Annotated in this window: 21 protein-coding genes; 7 read left to right on the top strand and 14 right to left on the bottom strand. The window is 55.6% G+C overall.

Annotated elements, in window-relative coordinates; genetic code table 11:
• Window positions 1-5: 5 nt before the first annotated feature.
• From EKL29_RS20150 to EKL29_RS20110, 9 genes are all read right to left on the bottom strand, one after another.
• The gene (locus EKL29_RS20150) at window positions 6-1,088 is read right to left on the bottom strand and encodes an acyltransferase family protein (protein ID WP_126690511.1); all 1,083 of its coding nucleotides are present in this window, start codon (window positions 1,086-1,088) and stop codon (window positions 6-8) included.
• A 534-nt stretch (window positions 1,089-1,622) separates the two neighbouring features.
• Complete coding sequence (gene tcyN, locus EKL29_RS20145) at window positions 1,623-2,375, bottom strand: L-cystine ABC transporter ATP-binding protein TcyN (RefSeq protein WP_120453768.1); 753 nt, start codon at window positions 2,373-2,375, stop codon at window positions 1,623-1,625.
• Window positions 2,372-3,040 carry a cystine ABC transporter permease gene (gene tcyL / locus EKL29_RS20140; protein ID WP_120453766.1) on the bottom strand — a complete coding sequence of 223 codons (669 nt, stop codon included), beginning with the start codon at window positions 3,038-3,040 and terminating at the stop codon, window positions 2,372-2,374. Before tcyL ends, tcyN begins: the two co-directional genes overlap by 4 nt.
• Window positions 3,040-3,840 (bottom strand): cystine ABC transporter substrate-binding protein, encoded by an 801-nt coding sequence (gene tcyJ, locus EKL29_RS20135; protein ID WP_126690510.1) that lies wholly within the window; start codon window positions 3,838-3,840, stop codon window positions 3,040-3,042. The genes tcyL and tcyJ overlap by 1 nt, the downstream gene beginning before the upstream one ends.
• 107 nt (window positions 3,841-3,947) lie before the next feature.
• Window positions 3,948-4,934 (bottom strand): D-cysteine desulfhydrase, encoded by a 987-nt coding sequence (locus tag EKL29_RS20130; RefSeq protein WP_126690509.1) that lies wholly within the window; start codon window positions 4,932-4,934, stop codon window positions 3,948-3,950.
• A 323-nt stretch (window positions 4,935-5,257) separates the two neighbouring features.
• Window positions 5,258-5,761: a flagella biosynthesis regulatory protein FliZ gene (gene fliZ, locus EKL29_RS20125; protein WP_048785856.1), complete on the bottom strand. Its 504-nt coding sequence runs from the start codon at window positions 5,759-5,761 to the stop codon at window positions 5,258-5,260.
• Between the two features lie 49 nt (window positions 5,762-5,810).
• The gene (locus tag EKL29_RS20120; protein WP_120453761.1) at window positions 5,811-6,533 is read right to left on the bottom strand and encodes an RNA polymerase sigma factor FliA; all 723 of its coding nucleotides are present in this window, start codon (window positions 6,531-6,533) and stop codon (window positions 5,811-5,813) included.
• Between the two features lie 144 nt (window positions 6,534-6,677).
• On the bottom strand, window positions 6,678-7,643 hold the full coding sequence (locus EKL29_RS20115; protein WP_126690508.1) for an HNH endonuclease signature motif containing protein: 966 nt from the start codon (window positions 7,641-7,643) through the stop codon (window positions 6,678-6,680).
• 166 nt (window positions 7,644-7,809) lie between these two features.
• Window positions 7,810-9,093, bottom strand: coding sequence for a FliC/FljB family flagellin (locus tag EKL29_RS20110; protein WP_120453757.1), 1,284 nt, complete (start codon window positions 9,091-9,093; stop codon window positions 7,810-7,812).
• A 338-nt stretch (window positions 9,094-9,431) separates the two neighbouring features.
• Between EKL29_RS20110 and fliD the strand changes: the two genes are divergently transcribed.
• From fliD to amyA, 4 genes are all read left to right on the top strand, one after another.
• Complete coding sequence (fliD, locus tag EKL29_RS20105; RefSeq protein WP_120453755.1) at window positions 9,432-10,853, top strand: flagellar filament capping protein FliD; 1,422 nt, start codon at window positions 9,432-9,434, stop codon at window positions 10,851-10,853.
• An 18-nt stretch (window positions 10,854-10,871) separates the two neighbouring features.
• Window positions 10,872-11,282, top strand: coding sequence for a flagellar export chaperone FliS (gene fliS, locus EKL29_RS20100; RefSeq protein WP_120453753.1), 411 nt, complete (start codon window positions 10,872-10,874; stop codon window positions 11,280-11,282).
• On the top strand, window positions 11,282-11,650 hold the full coding sequence (fliT, locus tag EKL29_RS20095; protein ID WP_120453751.1) for a flagella biosynthesis regulatory protein FliT: 369 nt from the start codon (window positions 11,282-11,284) through the stop codon (window positions 11,648-11,650). The genes fliS and fliT overlap by 1 nt, the downstream gene beginning before the upstream one ends.
• A gap of 100 nt (window positions 11,651-11,750) precedes the next feature.
• Entirely contained in the window at window positions 11,751-13,232 is a 1,482-nt protein-coding gene (gene amyA / locus EKL29_RS20090) for an alpha-amylase (RefSeq protein ID WP_126690507.1), read from the top strand.
• Window positions 13,233-13,281: 49 nt separating this feature from the next.
• On the opposite strand, the gene yedD is transcribed toward amyA, so the two are convergent.
• Window positions 13,282-13,758 (bottom strand): lipoprotein YedD, encoded by a 477-nt coding sequence (gene yedD / locus EKL29_RS20085; RefSeq protein ID WP_120453747.1) that lies wholly within the window; start codon window positions 13,756-13,758, stop codon window positions 13,282-13,284.
• 194 nt (window positions 13,759-13,952) lie between these two features.
• Here yedD and EKL29_RS20080 point away from each other — a divergent pair, with 194 nt between their 5' ends.
• Together EKL29_RS20080 and EKL29_RS20075 are read left to right on the top strand one after the other, a co-directional pair.
• On the top strand, window positions 13,953-14,276 hold the full coding sequence (locus EKL29_RS20080) for a DUF6388 family protein (RefSeq protein WP_033749791.1): 324 nt from the start codon (window positions 13,953-13,955) through the stop codon (window positions 14,274-14,276).
• Between the two features lie 342 nt (window positions 14,277-14,618).
• Window positions 14,619-14,858 (top strand): DinI-like family protein, encoded by a 240-nt coding sequence (locus tag EKL29_RS20075; protein WP_120453746.1) that lies wholly within the window; start codon window positions 14,619-14,621, stop codon window positions 14,856-14,858.
• Window positions 14,859-14,885: 27 nt separating this feature from the next.
• Here the strand turns inward: EKL29_RS20075 and EKL29_RS20070 are convergent, their stop codons facing one another.
• The 4 genes from EKL29_RS20070 to EKL29_RS20055 form a co-directional block, all read right to left on the bottom strand.
• Window positions 14,886-15,152 carry a hypothetical protein gene (locus EKL29_RS20070; protein WP_120453744.1) on the bottom strand — a complete coding sequence of 89 codons (267 nt, stop codon included), beginning with the start codon at window positions 15,150-15,152 and terminating at the stop codon, window positions 14,886-14,888.
• Between the two features lie 403 nt (window positions 15,153-15,555).
• The gene (locus EKL29_RS20065) at window positions 15,556-16,380 is read right to left on the bottom strand and encodes a hypothetical protein (protein ID WP_126690506.1); all 825 of its coding nucleotides are present in this window, start codon (window positions 16,378-16,380) and stop codon (window positions 15,556-15,558) included.
• A gap of 84 nt (window positions 16,381-16,464) precedes the next feature.
• On the bottom strand, window positions 16,465-16,740 hold the full coding sequence (locus tag EKL29_RS20060; protein WP_269950148.1) for a hypothetical protein: 276 nt from the start codon (window positions 16,738-16,740) through the stop codon (window positions 16,465-16,467).
• A gap of 31 nt (window positions 16,741-16,771) precedes the next feature.
• Complete coding sequence (locus EKL29_RS20055; RefSeq protein WP_120453738.1) at window positions 16,772-17,161, bottom strand: hypothetical protein; 390 nt, start codon at window positions 17,159-17,161, stop codon at window positions 16,772-16,774.
• 139 nt (window positions 17,162-17,300) lie between these two features.
• Between EKL29_RS20055 and EKL29_RS20050 the strand changes: the two genes are divergently transcribed.
• Window positions 17,301-17,927, top strand: coding sequence for a helix-turn-helix domain-containing protein (locus EKL29_RS20050; RefSeq protein WP_120453736.1), 627 nt, complete (start codon window positions 17,301-17,303; stop codon window positions 17,925-17,927).
• Window positions 17,928-18,040 lie beyond the last annotated feature (113 nt).

The following is an 18,040-nucleotide window of genomic DNA, read 5'->3' as shown; positions in this document are numbered from 1 at the left end:
TTTTTTCAGGCTGCGGAGCGGGCGCGCTTCAGCCCGATCAGCGTTGGGAAGATAAACAGCGACTGCCCCAGACCGCGATTGGTCACCGACCACACCGCTACCGAACAGAGCGAACAGAGGCCGACTATCGCCACCGGATAGAGGCAGGCCCACAGAAAGGAGAACCAGGCCTGTTCAAACAGATGATGGCGCTGGGCGAACAGAATCGCCGACATGCCGAAGAACTCAATGAAAATGCGGTGAATGACGTAGATTTGTAGCGTATTACGCCCTATCCAGTTCATAAAGCGCATGCTGAAGCGTTGATTGAGCCAGCGGCAGACCGCCACGCTCACCAGCACCGCGATGATGCACATAAACAGGCTCTTATCGAGGCCGAAAATAACATGGATGCCAGCAAGCGCCGCCAGTATCGCCCAGGGTGTCCAGTTTTCACGACGCCACTCGCTCAGGCGCAGCATTACCGGGCTCCAGAATACGCCCAGCAGGAAGAACACAAAATATTGCGCGACGCTCTGCGGTCCCCACATGGGAATAATTTTTTCGACAGCAAGATAATTAAGGATCACGGCGATCGCTAACAGGGCCACTTTATGCTGGCGGAATATTTTGGCGCAGAGGAAATATAAGCCAAGCCCGTAGAGATACCAGGAGGTGCTCATCGCCATAAAGGTGAGCTTTAAAAATTCAAACAGCGAACCGGCATAGGCGGCGTTCAGGTTTTGAGAAATACGCTGCCCGGTAATTTCAGTCGAGATGCCGGTAATAGACCACCACTGAATAAAGCCCCACAGAATGTAGAGATAGAAAAGATTGGTGATACGGCTGGTAAAGACCTGCTTCCAGGGGCGGTTTAGAATGCCGTTGGTGGCCAGCAGTCCCGATACGAAGAAAAAGGCGGGCATACGTAACGGCGACAGCACAGTATTAAACTGCACCCACATTTCCGCCGGTATCCAGCCGGCAGAGAGATACTTCAGGGTGCCTTCAAAGCCGGGCAATACAGTGTGATATAGCACGACCAGCAGTATGCAGGCGCCCTTTAGGGTATTGATCCATGATATTTCATCTGACTTGATGTTGCTCATGATTTGACTCCTGCTGTGTAGGTCAGAAATTTAAAGCGGAAAGAAAAAAGGGAATGAAACTTTTAGGATTATCTGGCGATTATTCGCTATTCCCTTGCCACTGACTCTAGCGAAACTCTTAAAAATATTGCGCTGGCCCTGAATTAACAATCCTTTACGCGTTTCGCTTTTTCTTTACTTTCAGGATGCACGCTATTTTTTAGTTAGCTGTTAATGACTAAACAGGCAGAGTGGGAATTATAATGCTCGTTATTTGCCGGGGTAAATAGGAGTAACCCTAATGCAGAAAAGCCAGATATTGGTATATTCAAAGCTGCAATAATTAAAGACTTTGCACCAGATTGTTTAAGCGTAAATAAATAATTGTGTTAACGCGCGGGAATAATAGCGGCCAGGCACTTATCTTTGCCTTCCGCACCTGTTACAACGCGGCACGCGTGACCGCTGAGCCAGGATGGTCAGGATGGTCAGGATGGTCAGGATGGTCAGGATGGTCAGGCACAGCAGATATACGCCTCCGCAGAGGCGTATCCATTACTGATTAAGAAATTTATCCAGGAACTGGCGAGTACGCGCCTGCTGCGGGTTGCTGAACAACGCTTTCGCCGGGCCTTGCTCAACGATGCGGCCCTGATCCATAAAAATCGCCCGATCCGCCACGTCGCGGGCAAAGCTCATCTCATGGGTGACGATGACCATGGTGCGTTTCTCCTGCGCCAGCGCGCGGATGGTGTTGAGCACCTCCCCCACCAGCTCGGGATCGAGCGCCGAGGTCGGCTCGTCAAACAGGATCACCTGCGGACGCATCGCCAGCGCACGGGCGATGGCGACGCGCTGCTGCTGGCCGCCAGAAAGCCGACGCGGGAAACTGCTCTCCCTGCCCTGCAATCCGACTTTCTCCAGCAGCGCGCGGGCGCGCGCCTCAGCTTCCCCTTTGGGTTCGCCTTTAACGATGACCGGCCCTTCAATAATGTTTTCCAGCACCGAGCGGTGAGGAAACAGATTGAAGTTCTGGAAAACAAAGCCGACCTGCTGGCGCAGCTGACGCACCTGCTCTTTCTGCTTCGTCTGCGCCAGCCTGGCGTCGATAGCGATCTCCCCGACTTTGATGGTGCCGCTGTCTGGCGTCTCCAGCAGGTTGATACAGCGCAGCAGCGTCGTTTTCCCTGACCCGCTGGGACCGATAATCGCCACCACTTCGCCCGAGGCGACCTCCAGGTCGATGCCGTGCAGCACTGTCTGGCCGTTGAAGGTTTTCACCAGTCCGGTGATCTCAATGGCGCTCATTTCGCCTCCTCATCCTGACGATTGACCCGTTTTTCCAGCCGGTTTTGCAGCGCCGACAGCAGCGTCGCCATTACCCAGTAGATCAGTGACGCCGCCAGGTACATGGTGAAAACCTCCAGCGTGCGCGAGGTGATCAGCTGCGCCTGACGGAACAGCTCCGGCACCTGAATGGTCGCCGCCAGCGAGGTATCCTTCACCAGGCTGATAAAGCTGTTGCCGAGCGGCGGCAGCGCCGTACGCGCCGCCTGCGGCAGGATCACCCGGCGCAGCGTCTGCCAGCGGGTCATGCCGATACTTGCCGCCGCTTCCCACTGGCCGCGCTCAATGGCCGCAATCGCGCCACGCAGCGACTCCGAGGCGTAGGCGGCGGTATTGAGCGACAGGCCAATCATGGCAGAGGGAATGGGATCGAGTTCGATGCCGAACTGCGGCAGGCCGTAGTAGATCATAAACAGCTGGGCGATCAGCGGCGTGCCGCGAAAGACCGAGACGTAAAAACGGGAGAGCAGGCTAACCGGCCAGAAGCGCGACAGCCGCATCAGCGCCAGCACGAAGCCCAGCACCAGGCCGAAAAACATGCCGCCGATGCTGAGCTGCAGCGTAAAAAGCGCGCCTTTTAATAAAAAAGGTGCTGAATCCAGCACCAGTTTGAGACTTTCCTGCATTACTTAGTCACATCCGCGCCGAACCATTTTTCAGACAGTTTGGCCAGCGAGCCATCTTTCTGCATGGCAGCGATCGCCTGATTGACTGCGTTGAGCAGATCCTCGTTGCCTTTGCGCAGCGCCACGCCGGAGGCGAGACGTGAGAATGGCGCGCCCGCTACCGCCATGGTATCGCCGGTTTTCTTCACCAGATCCAGCGCGGCCAGACGATCGACCAGGATCGCATCCAGACGACCAGAGCGCAGATCCTGATATTTAGTCGGGTCGTCGTCATAAGTACGAATATCGACGCCTTTTACGTTGCTGCGCAGCCACTGCTCATAGTTGGTGCCCAGGCCAACGCCGACTTTTTTACCCGCCAGATCTTCCGGCTTGTTAATGGTGCCCGCTTTGGCTTTCATCGTCAGCGCCTGCACGCCGGAGATGGTATAAGGCGTGGAGAAGTCATACTTCTTCTGGCGCTCGTCGGAGATGGTCACCTGATTGATCACCACGTCGATGCGTTTAGAATCCAGCGCCGCCAGCATGCCGTCCCATTTGGTCGGCTGCAGCCTGGCTTTTACACCCATATGCTGCGCCAGCTGCTGCGCGAACTCTACTTCGAAGCCGGTCAGTTTGCCGTTTTCATCCTGAAAGCTGAACGGCGGATAGGTGCCTTCCAGACCAACGCGCAGCTCACCTTTGTCTTTGATCTGCGCCAGCAGGTTTTCCGCTGCGTGCGTTTTGATGTTAACGCCGACAATTAGCGCCGCCGCCATCACGCCCATCGCCAGATGGCGACCAACACGAGAAAAAATCATATCTACCCCATTTATTAGTATGTGATGTGTGTTGTCAGGCAGCGCTTACGCGCCGCCCGGTACTGCTTCAGTAACTCGCGCAGTATAAACGTTTTTTTTCCGACTGCTCAGACCGAAGGATGATAAGCAAATAACGCTGGCGCACCGCCGGTATGCACAAAGAGCAGCGGACCTTCGCGACGGAAGCGGTTCTGGCTGATACCGTCCAGCAGGCCGGCCATCGCTTTGCCGGTGTAAACCGGATCGAGCAAAATGCCTTCCAGGCGGGCCAGCAGTTTGACGGCTTCCATCCCCTCTTCGTTTGGCTCGCCGTAGCGCGGTGCAAAGTAGTCGTCCCACAGCGTAACGGGCGCGGTGCTGGTCAGTTCCAGCTTGCCTATCAGCTGCTGACGCAGGCTGTCTACCACCGGCAGCTGCTGCTCCGTTTTACGCGAAACGGTAACACCGATCACCTCCGTTTGCGGCAGCAGCTGCTCCAGCCCGACCGCCAGCCCGGCATGGGTGCCTGCGCTGCCGGACGCCACCACTACGGCGGCGTAATCGACTACGCCTTCGCTCTGATGGGCAATTTCCTGGGCGCATTCGATATAGCCGAGCGCGCCCAGCCAGTTCGAGCCGCCAACCGGGACAACATAAGGACGAAAACCCTGCGCTTCAAGGCGTTCCGCCTGCGCCGCCAGCTGCGCCGCCGGATTGCTCAGCGCCTCTACCAGCACGATTTCACAGTCGAAGAGGCCCAGCAGCAGTCGATTGCCGTTGCTGAGGTAGTTCTCCGCCTCGGTGCCGATCGGGTTTTCCAGCAGCGCGACGCATTTCAGGCCAAGCTTTGCCGCGACGGCGGCGGTCTGACGTACGTGGTTAGACTGGATAGCGCCCGCCGTCAGCAACACGTCAGCCCCTTCGCGCAGCGCATCCGCTGCCAGGAACTCTAGTTTGCGCAGTTTATTACCGCCAAGGGCGATCGGCGTGACATCGTCACGTTTGATGAAAATATCGCGACCGACATAGTCAGAAAGGCGCGGCAGATGCTCCAGCGGGGTCGGCGCGCCGAGCAGCTCAAGGCGTGGATACTGGTGAAGATGATGTAAAGACAATGCGGCCTCCGGGGCTGTCACAGTAATCTTTACAGTGTTGCAGAAGTTGCGCGAAGGATCATCTGCCTTCGCGCGTAAAAGAAGAGGTCACCTGATGCTTACGCATTTTTAAGCGGCGGTCTGCCGCACGGGGACATACTTATGACTATCGCACAACCGCTCCCTCGTGACAGGAACGGCTTCCCGTCGGTACAGGTTGCGCTGCCTGCTTCGCAGGTAACCGCCTGGCTAAGTGCGCCGCGGCGGCATACTGAATGCTTCGCTGGTCTCTCTGACGCGTCCCCACCTGAGCGGAGACGATCAGCGTGCCAGCGCTTCGGCAGCTAGCTGCGCTGCCACCCCAAAAACTGGTCATATTTGCGCAGCGCGATGCGGTAGTTATTATTGCCCGCATCAGGCAGATCATTCTCCAGGCACTCATGCCAGCTGTTGCCGCTTAAGCGGTCAGCCGGGAAATTTTTGGCCTTAAGCATATCGTCCAGACGACGCAGCCGTACCACATATTCGCGGATAGTGCTGTGGCTCATTTCCGTCTGCTCAAACAGGTACTGCTTGAACGCCATAATGTCGAAGTAATTAGGATGCGTATTGCAAAAAATATCACTACAAAAACGGCACAGCGCGGTCAGTTCTGGCTGTAATTTCAGCCACAGCTGCTCATCAATCATCTGGTCCATGCGCGCAATGGCCTCTTTATTGATGATCTGACCGCGAAAGACCAACGCCATGCGGTCCAGCACTTTGCCACAGTGTGAACAGTGGCTCTGGCTATGTTTGTAGTCTTTAAGATAACGGCTTAAAGGTCTGGCTTTGGATTTGGCTCCCATTGCTGAGTCCCCGGTTTTATTATTTTTAGATCGCCAGGAACTGAAGCCGTCAGCGCGCTCCCGTAAGTCGGGCACGCAGGCGTTTTATCGCCTGACTGTGCAGTTGACTGACGCGTGATTCGCCCACGTCGAGTACCGCTCCAATCTCTTTCAGGTTCAGTTCTTCCTGGTAGTACAGTGTCAGCACCATTTTTTCGCGATCGGGTAAGGCTTCGATCGCTTCAATGACGCGTTCACGCAGATTCCCTTCAAGTAGCTGATGCAACGGGTTGGCCTCTTCATGCCCTTCCGTGACCAGCTCCGCGCTGTCGCCGTGTTCTTCTCGATACTCGTCGTAGGAGAAGAGCTGGCTGTTATTGGTATCCAGCAAAATTTGCCGGTATTCTTCCATCGAAACATTCAGCCGATCGGCTACTTCCTGCTCGGTGGCTGCACGCCCCATCATCTGCTCGACCTGATGCATCGCACCCGCCACTTCGCGTGCGTTACGTCGCACGCTGCGCGGCGCCCAGTCACGGCTGCGAAGCTCATCCAGCATTGCGCCACGAATGCGCTGCACGGCGTAGGTGGTGAATGCTGTCCCCTGCAGAGCGTCGTAACGCTCCACAGCATTCAGCAAGCCAATGCCACCGGCCTGCAGCAGATCGTCTAGCTCAACGCTGGCTGGCAGACGAACCTGCAGACGCAATGCTTCATGGCGCACCAGCGGGACGTAGCGCTGCCAGAGCGAATGTTTATCCATCACGCCTTCGGCGGTATAGAAATCGTTCACGTTGACTACCCTGCGTTAATGAAGTTATCGGCAGGATTATCCAATTCTGTAGGGGGGATTGATTGGGTGAATAGGCGGGCAAAAGCGAGGTTATTTCATTTTTGTTATGTCAGAGAGCGGATTGTTCCGCTCTCATAAGGGCGCTTAACTCAACGCGCCCAGCCGCTGCCGCGTGGCGAGCGGAACCGCCTCCCACAGGGCGCAGACCTGCCCCTCCAGCGCCTGGTAATAGGGGCTAATGCTTTGCTGGATTTCTGCGTCAGGATGGAAACGTATCTGCCCTGAATCACCATCGATGCTTATCATTTTATTGATAAACAGGCGCTGCAGATCGCTGCGCAGGAACAGGCCATTATCGACGCTGTTGTCCGCCAGGCCGCCCTCCTCATTTTGCCGCCTGTCGATATGGCACGCCTCCACCCAGGGCCAGCTGTGACGTTCGGTAAGACGCGTGCCGGTTATGACGCAGCCGCCGTAGCGCGCTTTAACCGCCGCCAGAAACTCCGCCTGGCTGGCGCGCTGCAATACGCTGGCTTTGACGCGCCGCCCGACCTCCATGCCCGCCATCACCGCCGTTGGCACCTTATGCTGCGGCGTACTCAGCACCACAATAAACTGGATGCGGCGCGAAAGCGGAAAACAGGGATGCATCTGGGGATCGAAAAGCTGCCAGTACGCCTCGTTCTCATCCTCGCGCATCAATACCAGCTGATAACCGCGGCTGGCGAGCAGGTTCTGCGCGGCGGCGGAGTGGGGATCGATCATGGCGTAGACCCGGCTCTCGCCCATGACCTGCCAGAGATTGTCGCGCTGCGCCTCGCTGCGGCGAAAATAGGCGAACGGCTCCTGCGACTTCAGGTAGTGCTCGAAACGGCGCAGGTAGTTTTTGCGTTCGTTATCGTCGGAGATAAACAGGAGATCTTCCAGCGAACTGTTGCTCTCTTCACCGGCGAAGATCGCGCGAATGCGTAGAGTACGGTGGCTGGTGGACGGGCTCAGCAACCCGCGCACGGTAAGCGCCTTTTCGTCGGGATGCTGCTGCGCGTAACGCAGCGCGATCTCGTCGAAGGCCAGCTGCTCGCCGGGTAACAAGTCATAATTGAAGCGCATAGACACTCCAGAAAAAGAAAAATCGGGCTAAAAAAGTTGTGATGTTCTGTAGGAAGTTATCGGCAGCGCGGCGAGGATCTGTAACAGGATGGTGACGGATTCGCTGCTTTTCAGCCATAAAAAAACCCCGCCGAAGCGGGGTTTCAGGTCGTTCACCAGAGGGCGATTAGCCCTGCAGCAGAGACAGAACCTGCTGCGGAACCTGGTTAGCTTTCGCCAACACGGAGTTACCAGCCTGCTGGATGATCTGTGCTTTAGACATGTTTGAAACTTCGGTCGCGTAGTCAGCATCCTGAATACGAGACTGTGCTTCAGACAGGTTAGTCGTGGTGTTGTTCAGGTTAGTGATAGCAGAGTCCAGACGGTTCTGCACCGCACCCAGGCTTGAACGGAAGGTATCCACTGAAGAGATAGCCTTGTCCAGCAGTGCCAGCGGGTTAGAAGTCGCTGAACCAGTGTGCAGGTTGGCGTTGCTAGCAGAAGCGATGTCGCCGATGTTGCTGGCTACGGCAGTGGTACCCGTTGCGCCGCCATCTACGATTGCGCCTGCAGCCGTGTTGTAATCTTTGCCCTGAACGGTGACATAACCCTGCGCAGCGCCAGTTGAATCAGCACCTACTTTAACGAACTGACCAGACATGGTACCCGCGGTCACGCCGTTTGCAGTGTCGGTGTATGACACGTCGGTGGTGTTCAGAGAAACGTTACCAGTGGTATCGTCTACTGATACTGCATAGTTGTCGCTGCCTGAAGAGACGACGTAGGTAGAGGTCGCCGCACCCGCTGCAGTCTGCACGTTTTTCAGTGACAGTGAGCTTGCGTCCACTTTCAGTGCAGTAGCAACGCTTGACAGGTCAACATTTTTCAGAGAACCGCTAGCACCTACCTGAGTAATGGCATCGCTGGTTTTCAGCGCGTTTTTAGAGACGCTGAAACCGCTCAGGCCTAAAGTAGATGAGTCAATTTTCTTCAGGTCGATGTCGATGGTCTGGCCATCGTTAGCGCCAACCTGGATAGACATTTTGCCGTCTTTAGCCAGTACGTTCACGCCGTTGAACTGAGTCTGACCAGATACGCGGTCAATTTCGTCCAGACGTGATTTGATTTCGTCCTGGATTGAGGACAGGTCGGAATCAGAGTTGGTGCCGTTCTGTGCCTGTACGGTCAGTTCACGTACACGCTGCAGGTTGTTGTTGATTTCTGACAGCGCGCCTTCAGTAGTCTGCGCAGCAGAGATACCGTCGTTGGCGTTACGTGAAGCCTGAGTCAGGCCGTTGATGTTAGAAGTAAAGCGGTTGGCAATTGCCTGACCAGCAGCGTCATCTTTAGCGCTGTTGATACGAAGACCAGAAGACAGACGCTCGATAGAAGTAGACAGAGCGGACTGGTTCTTGTTGATGTTGTTCTGAGTGATCAGCGAGAGGCTGTTGGTATTAATGACTTGGGCCATGATAAATATTCCTGTTAATCAAGTCTTTCGGTTAAGGTGTGGGCTTCAACCCGCCGGCTTCAGCGCCGTCAAAGTTGTTATCGTCTGCCCTTAAACAACCTTTAGAATTTTTTTAGTACCAGGTGAAATTTTTTTCCTTCAACCTGTCACGCTTATCTTTATCGCCCTCGCCTGCGACTTCTTTAGAAGAAAATCTCCCTTTTTCTAGCCTTAGAAATACCCTTCTCTATATGCGCTATTCCCTTTATCGCGCCGGCAGGAATAACTTTAAACTTTCCCCATTCGCCGCCGATAACCCCGGTATTCACTCTCCGTGTCGACATGATAAGGAAACAAGCATGGCAAGTATCTCTACCCTGGGTATCGGTTCAGGCCTGGATTTAAGCAGTATTCTTGACAGCATGCAGACGGCGGAAAAAGCCGCCCTGACGCCGATCTCTAACCAACAGTCTTCTTATACCGCCAAGTTGAGCGCCTACGCGACGCTGAAAAGCGCGCTGACCACCTTTCAGACGGCGAACACCACGCTGAATAACGCGGACCTGTTCACTGCCACGACGGCGACCAGCAGCTCCAGCGCATTTAGCGCCACTACCTCTGGCAGCACCGTGGCGGGTAAATACACCATCAGCGTGTCGCAGCTGGCGCAGGCGCAGACCCTGACCTCAGCGGTACAAAGCAGCAACACCACGGCGCTGGGCGACAGCTCGGTCAGCAGCCGCACGCTGAGCATTGCGCTGGCAGACGGCTCCAGCAAAGATATTACGCTGACCAGCGACCAGACCTCGCTGACCGGTATGCGCGACGCCATTAACGGCGCCGATGCAGGCGTCACCGCCAGCATTATCAAAGTCGCGGACGGCAGCTACCGCCTCTCAGTCACCTCTGATAAAACCGGTTCGGATAATGCCGTCAGCAGCATTAAAGTTACCGGCGACAGTACGCTGCAGGGCATTGTCGGCTACGACGCCAGCGCCAGCAGCAATGCGATGACGGAAAGTGTGACGGCGCAGAACGCCAAGCTGACCGTTAACAATATCGCTATCGAAAACAGCAGTAACACCATCAGCGACGCGCTGGAAGGCATTACGCTGAACCTGAGCGACACCACCAGCGGCAACCAGACGCTGACCGTCGCCACCGACACCTCTAAAGCCAGCAACGCCATCACCAGCTGGGTGTCGGCCTATAACACGCTGCAGGACAGCTTCTCCAGCCTGACCAAATATACCGCCGTCGATGTGGGCGCCAGCTCGCAGGACAGCAGTAACGGCGCGCTGCTGGGCGACAGTACGCTGCGCACTATCCAGAGCCAGCTGAAAAGCCTGCTGACCAACGCCTCCAGCTCTTCCACCTTTAAAACCCTGGCGCAGATCGGCGTGACTACCGATCCCACCACTGGTCAGCTGGATCTGGACTCCAGCAAGCTGAACACCAGCCTGACCTCGAATATGGCGGGCGTGAAAGAGATGATTATCGGTGACGGCAAAACCACCGGCGTCGCCACCACTGTCGCCAGCAACCTGACCAGCTGGCTTTCCAGCACCGGCATTGTGCAGTCGGCGACTGATGGCGTCAGCAAGACGCTGAACGACCTGACCGCGCAGTACAACAAGGTAAACGACCGCATTACTGACACTATTGCGCGCTTAAAAACCCAGTTTACCCAGCTCGACGTGGTCATGAGCTCGCTAAACCAGACCAGCAGCTATCTGACGCAGCAGTTCGATACGTCAAGCAGCTCCAGCTCCAAGAGCTGATTTTACTAAGGAGTGATCATGTACACCGCAAACGGCACACAGGCCTATGCAAAAATCGGCGTCGAAAGCGCCGTGATGAGCGCCAGCCAGCAGCAGCTGGTGAATATGTTGTTCGAAGGTGCGCTCAGCGCGCTGGTACGCGCTCGTCTGTTCCTGCAGGACGGCAACATTGAGGGCAAAGGTCTTTCCCTCTCTAAAGCCATTAACATTATTGAAAACGGGCTCAGGCAAGGTCTCGCAGAAGAGAGCGGCGATGAGCTCACCACCAACCTGCTTTCGCTTTACGCCTATATGGTGCGGCGCCTCCTTCAGGCGAATTTACGTAATGACGTGGAGGCCATTGTTGAGGTCGAAGCGCTGCTGCGTAATATCGCTGATGCCTGGAAGGAAGTTGCCCAGCCTCAACCTCTGATTCAGGACGCCGTTTAATGATACTAGCACCGCAACTGATTACCATTTACCAGCAGTTACTCGATCTCAGCCAGCAAATGCTGCGTCTTGCGGCCGAGGGCGAATGGGATGATTTGATCAAAAAGGAAGTTGATTACGTCAGCGCGGTGCAACGGCTGGCGCGATCGACCGAGGCTGCTTCGCCTTCTGCGCAGGCGCAGGAGCAGCTGCGTCCGGTACTGCGCCATATCCTTGATAATGAAAGCGAAGTGAAGCGCCTGCTGCAGGAGCGCATGAACGAGCTTTCAACGCTGGTTAACCAGAATACCCGCCAGAAATCAGTGCTCAACGCCTATGGCAAACAGGGCAGCGTGATGGTGCCGATGGAAAACCAGCCCCTCTCCTGATTCTGAAACGCACCGCGAAGAACAAAAGAGTTGTTCTGCCGGTGCGTCTTTTTTTGCGTCGTGCTCCATACTTGCTTTTTTTCCCGCTGGAGCGCAGCAGATGCACAATCCGACGTTATTGCAATTTTTCCACTGGTATTACCCGGACGGCGGCCAGCTTTGGCCTGAAGTCGCCGAAAAAGCCGCCTGGCTGAGCGAGATCGGCATCACCATGGCCTGGCTGCCGCCTGCGTATAAAGGCGAATCGGGCGGCTATTCCGTGGGTTACGACAGCTACGATCTTTTCGACCTGGGCGAATTCGAACAGAAAGGCAGCGTCGCCACCAAATATGGCGACAAGCAGCAACTGCTGGCTGCGGCGGACGCCCTTCGCACACACAACCTCGGCGTACTGTTGGATGTGGTGGTCAACCATAAAATGGGCGCGGATGAGAAAGAGCGCGTGCGCGTCAACCGCGTCAATCCCGATAACCGCGACGAGATCAGCGAAGAGGTGATCGAGTGCGAAGCCTGGACGCGCTTCAGCTTTCCGGCGCGTGCGGGTAAATATTCAAAATTCGTCTGGGACTATAAGTGCTTTAGCGGCGTCGACCATATCGAAAACCCGCATGAGAACGGCGTTTTCAAGATAGTTAATGACTACACCGCCGACGGCTGGAACGATCAGGTAGACAGCGAGCTGGGTAATTTCGACTATCTGATGGGCGCGAATATCGATTTTCGCAACAACGCCGTACGCGAAGAGCTAAAGTACTGGGCGCGCTGGGTTATGCAACAGGTGCCCTGCACCGGGTTTCGTCTTGATGCGGTGAAACATATTCCCGCCTGGTTCTATAAAGAGTGGATCGAACATATTCAGGAGGTCGCCGACGAGCCGATGTTTATCGTCGCCGAATACTGGTCGTTCGAGACTGACAAGCTGCTGGAATATATCCAGCAGGTGGACGGCAAAACCCTGCTGTTTGACGCGCCGCTGCATCTGAATTTCCATCAGGCGTCAACGCAGGGCAGCGACTACGATCTCAGCCAGGTTTTCGCTAATTCGCTGGTACAGGCCGATCCTTGGCATGCGGTCACGCTGGTCGCCAACCACGACACTCAGGCGCTGCAGTCGCTGGAAGCGCCGGTAGAAGCCTGGTTTAAGCCCCTCGCCTATGCCTTAATCTTGCTGCGTGAACAGGGAGTGCCAACGGTGTTTTATCCCGATCTGTTTGGCGCCAGCTATGAAGATGAAGGCGGCGACGGCGGGACGCATCGCGTCGAGATGCCTGCTATTGCAGAACTGGAGGCGTTGATTCGGGCGCGTCAGCTTTACGCCTGGGGGGCGCAAACGGATTATTTCGATCATCCCAACTGCGTGGCGTTCAGCCGCAGCGGCACCGCTGAGCAGCCGGGCTGCATTGTGATTATGTCGAACGGCGACGAAGGTGAAAAAAACGTAGCGATGGGAGAAGGCTTTGCCGGTAAAGCATGGCGCGACTATTTAGGCCATCGCGAAGAGACGATTACCGCGGATGAACAGGGCAGCCTCGTCGTGCGCTGCAACGGCGGCAGCGTCAGCGTCTGGGTAGTGGCAGAGTAGCGTTAAGCGCCTTATTCCGTCGCGTCTGACGGAATAAGGCGTGGTGCCATTACTGTTTTTTTTCGTTCGCCCGCGTAATGTCGGACTTCAGGATGTCCGGCTCGATATTCTGGATCACCGCCGCTTTCGGCTGTCGGGCCACTTCAGCCAGCGCCTGCTGGCACTCTACCGTCGGACGTTCAACCCGGCGCAGCGTCAAACCGTCATAATGCAGTTCGCTTCCTTCCAGCACCAGTGGCATGACGCGCGACTGGCGGTTGACGTTAACGTAGTCGCCGCTGAGGCGCGAAAGTTTGCCCGGTTTGGCGATAACACGCATCCACTGACGGCAGTCCAGCGTGCTGCCGTCCGCATTCACAATCAGGCTGCCCAGCGCCTGATCGCTGCGTAAGCCGCTCTGCGGGCCGACGGTTTGCCAGTTGCCCTGCAGACTGGCGGGGGCGGGCGTCTGCACCGCATCCTCATAGCTGTTAATTTGCGCACAACCGGCCAGCGCCAGCGCGGCCGTCAGCATCCACTTTTTCATCGTTAATCCCTGAGATCGCTTCAATGGCGGCTAAGTTATAATTTTTCGCCTGCTTTCCGCAAGCAATCTACGTTCTGCTTCGCGCCGCGCGAAGACTTTTTTTCTTCCGCTTCTCTCCGGAACGGCGTCCTGACAAGCCCAGGCCGGTGAGTTACACTGGCGCGCTGCACCACAATAACTTTTCAGGAAACTTTATGAAAACGCCAGAAGCCTATTACGCGCAGGCGCGCGAGATGTTCTTTACCGCCCACGCCGATTTTCAGGCCGCGCTTGATGAGCTGACAGAAAGCGATGCGCGCCACGCCAATATGTCGCTGCGCCAGCTGCGCGAATGGCATGCCGAACGCATTTATGCTGCCTTTTTGCGTCAAAAAAATCTTGATGGCATGATATTTTCTATCCAGCTTGCTGAGCCGGATAAAGCCGTGGCCGCTGAAGCGATTGAAAACTACCTTAAATCTCATGCGGAATCGCTGGGTATGACCTGGGAAGAGTTCTGCATTAAGAACGAACTCTGACTTGCCGAGAGCGGCAACACCTCCAACCAGTAAAATAATTCAGGATTAAATTGTACAAGCTCGCAAAACTTGTATAAGTTTACTTCACGACTTCGGTCGTGATTGTCCTTGAACGAATGGTGCGCTTGCACCGCCTCTGGAGGTGTTGCTGGATTTCCACCTCCAGAGGTTTAATTTTTTTATCCTGCTGCAATTTCTTCCTCGCCCTGTTTTGATCACCGCCTGCCACAAATTTGCGTATGACGCCAAAAAAAAACCTTCTGACGCGCCTGAGACGCTTGTCACTGGTTGGATTTACAGTATGATGTGCCAGCGAATTTCTTCCCTGTATGGAATACCAGTATGTTTGTGGAATTGATTTACGATAAGCGTAACGTAGCCGGCCTGCCAGGCGCGCGCGAAATGATTTTGCGGGAGCTGGAAAAGCGCGTACAGCGCGTTTTCCCGGAGCTTGAAGTGCGCGTAAAGCCGATGGAGCGCAACGCGATCGAAACCGATATGAGTAAAAATGATAAAGCGACGCTGGCGCGCATCATCGAAGAGATGTTTGAAGAAGCGGAAATGTGGCTGGTGGCCGACTAAGCGCGACGACCACCGGCTGGAGCAGGGTTACTTCTCCTGCTCGCTGTGGTTAACCGCAATCTCCATGTCCTGGATTGCGGCGTCTAAGTCATCCAGCAGCGTGCCCTGTTTGTTCAGCAGCGCATCAATGCGTCCGGCAAACTCTTTATCTTTATATTCGCCAGCATCAAATGCGAGCCAGTGGCTGGAGAGCGTTTCGGTATTGGTTTGCGCATAGTGGCGCATCTCTTTCAGCTGCGAGGTTACATCGCGCAGGTAGTCAGTTTTGCTTTTCGTTTCCACTGAATCACTCATGCTGTTTTTCCTTCTGCTGTTTTAACCAATAATTATCTCGCGTGAATGATTAAAGGTAGTGGATTATAACGAAACCGCTTTAAGAATGTTCGCAAGTTGCCCCTGAGGATACCCGCAGCCAGAGAACCACGGTGCGCTCGCTCACTCCTTTTTGCCCCTGTTAAGGGCTATGCATGGCCGCAGTTAAGGGGCATCCCAGAGAAAGGCACAGCCCGCTATCAGAACGGGTATCTTATGTATGTTGTCACGCCTGCACCCTCCCCGCCGCCAGCCAGCAACGGAACAGAATCCCTTCAGGCGCTTTAACTTTTGCAAGACCGTCGGGGCGACCAAAAGCGCCGCCTTTTTTTGCAAAAAAACAGGGGACCCGCTGTCCCCTTTTGATATTACGCACGCTCAGTTATCACAGATATTTACGTGCCAGTTCAAACAGCTCTTTCCTGGCCGCTGCTCCAAGGCGCTCAATTCCCTGCTGGACGAAATCAAACGCGGCGTTGAAATCTTTTACGCCTGCGCTGAAGTCATCTTGCTCCGTTTTCGCCGCTGGTTGAGCAGACGCCTGCGCGGTGGATGCGGCTGCGGGCGCTGACGCCTGTACAGCAGCGTTGTCAGCCTGCGAACTGGTCTGCCCGGCAGCGGCATCCGCCACGGATGTCTGCGCCTGGGACTGCGCGTTAGCGGAAGTATCTGCCGCCGCTGGCTGATCGGCGGACTGAGCGGCAGCGTTCGAGGGCGTGCTCTGATCCGCAGGCTGCGCCGAGGCGGCAGCGGCCGGGGCTGCGCTCTGATCCGCAGGCTGCGCGGAGGCGGCAGCATCCGGGGTTGCGCTCTGATCGGCAGGCTGCGACGAGGCGGCAGCATCCGGGGTTGCGCTCTGATCGGCAGGCTGCGACGAGGCGGCAGCGTCCGGGGTTGCGCTCTGATCCGCAGGCTGCGCGGAGGCGGCAGCATCCGGGGTTGCGCTCTGATCCGCAGGCTGCGCGGAGGCGGCAGCGTCCGGGGTTGCGCTCTGATCCGCAGACTGTGCCGGGGTGTGCTGCGCCGTCGCGTCAGGAGCCACATGCGTTTCTCCCGGCGTCTCCTCTGAAGTTGCTGGCGCAACCGTTGAGGGAGAGGTTAAGCGCTGCAGTTGCGGATCGGTGGGCACATTGCTGTCCGGTACAGCAAACTGCGGCAGCGTGGCGTCACTGTTTTGAGCGGTTGAGTTAATGATGCTGGTATCAGTCATAGCAGACTCCTTCGTGATGATAAACGATCGGAGGGCGTGAACACCTTCCCCAATCAGGTTAAAAATTCGCATAGGGCTCTCCTGTTACGGCTTTACAGAGGACTCATCCTGTATAACAACCTGCTTAACCTTGTCGGCCGTCTGTGCGGCGGTCCGATCGGGCAGCGCGTCCAGCTTTCGCTGGAGTGCGGACACCTGCTTCGACAGCTGATCAACTTTGGCTTCGCGTCTGGCGGCAGATTCGCGGGACTCCTGCCGAATCTCTTCAACGCGCCGATTGGCAGTACTGCTGACGTATAAAAAAAGAATGGTCATCACAATGCATACCATCGACATGCCCAGCATCAGCACGCCCAGCATGAGCTTACGTTTGTGAGTCGCCGGTCTTATTTCACTGTGTATCTCTGCCATCGTTACGATCCTCCAGAGTGGAAATTAGCCTGTCGATTTCATTGCGGAACTTGCTGTTTTGATCGGCATCGGTCATTGCCACCAGGATGCCGAGTGCGTTTTTGATCAGACGCAGATCGGTCTCAAGGGTGGAAATCCGCCGCAAATTCGTGTCGTGCCGTACTCGCAAATCATCATTCTCCTGACGGAGCAACGCGTTACTCTCCTTTAGCAACAGCACCTGCTCTTTGTAACTGGTAATGATTTCTCCACCGGCACGATTGCTGGTGACAATAGAGGCAATGCCTGCAATGAGCGGCTTCCAGAAAAGCGCGGCCGCTCCGCCCCCAAGAACTAATGCGCCAACACTGGTAATCAGACTACTTTCCATGCCTCACCTCTGTGCTCGACGGGTAACGGCTGCTGACGTCAGGCGTACAACGCAAAGCGCCTCCCTCGCTGCAACTTAAGATTGCTTAAATTCACAGCTTAAGTATACTTAAGTCTGGCTCTCAGGAGATGTCAAGACGATGGAAAAAGAAACAACAGGTGAACGTATCCGCTTCCGCCGTAAGGCTTTGAATTTGACGCAAAAAGCAGTAGCGGAAAAAATTTCGGTTTCCCATGTGGCGATATCACAGTGGGAAAAAGAGGAGACACTGCCGCGCGGTGAAAATCTGCTGCGGCTCGCAGAGGCGTTGGGTTGCGCGCCTGCATGGCTGGTTGACGGCGATGGACCGGTTTTTACTGTACAAAATCAGACGCAAACCGGCGTGCCCGTACTTGAAAGGGAGCAAATTTCGCTATGGCTATCAGAGGCTAATCAGGTTGAAATTGCGAGGCGTGTGCAAACAGATCGCGACTACTCTACCGCCAGCTTTGCCGTGCTGCTGTGGGACAACGCGCTGTCGCCGCAATGCCTGCGCGGCGATCTGCTGATTATCGATCCAGAGTTACCGCCCCAGCCCGGAGAGCTGGTGCTCGCGCTAAATGGCGACAGCGATTATGTGGTACGCAAATATCGCGCGCGCAGTCAGGACAGCTTTGAACTGGCACCGCTCAATGAGGATTACCCGCTGTTGCGCTCGTCTGAACAGGCGCTGTCTGTGCTGGGAACCCTGGTTGAATGGCGACGCTATCGTGACACGCAGCAATAACAGCGCAGAGGAAAAGAGCGTGAGAGAGAATTTACCGCTTCGCTCGAACTTTCGTTACGGATTAGCGTCTGACTTACTATGTGGATTACTCCATGTAACGATTTTCACCCGCC

It is taken from the genome of Pantoea sp. YU22 (genome assembly GCF_003970755.1).
Classification (GTDB): Bacteria; Pseudomonadota; Gammaproteobacteria; order Enterobacterales; family Enterobacteriaceae; genus Pantoea; species Pantoea piersonii.
This window is presented reverse-complemented; position numbering and strand designations above follow the sequence as displayed.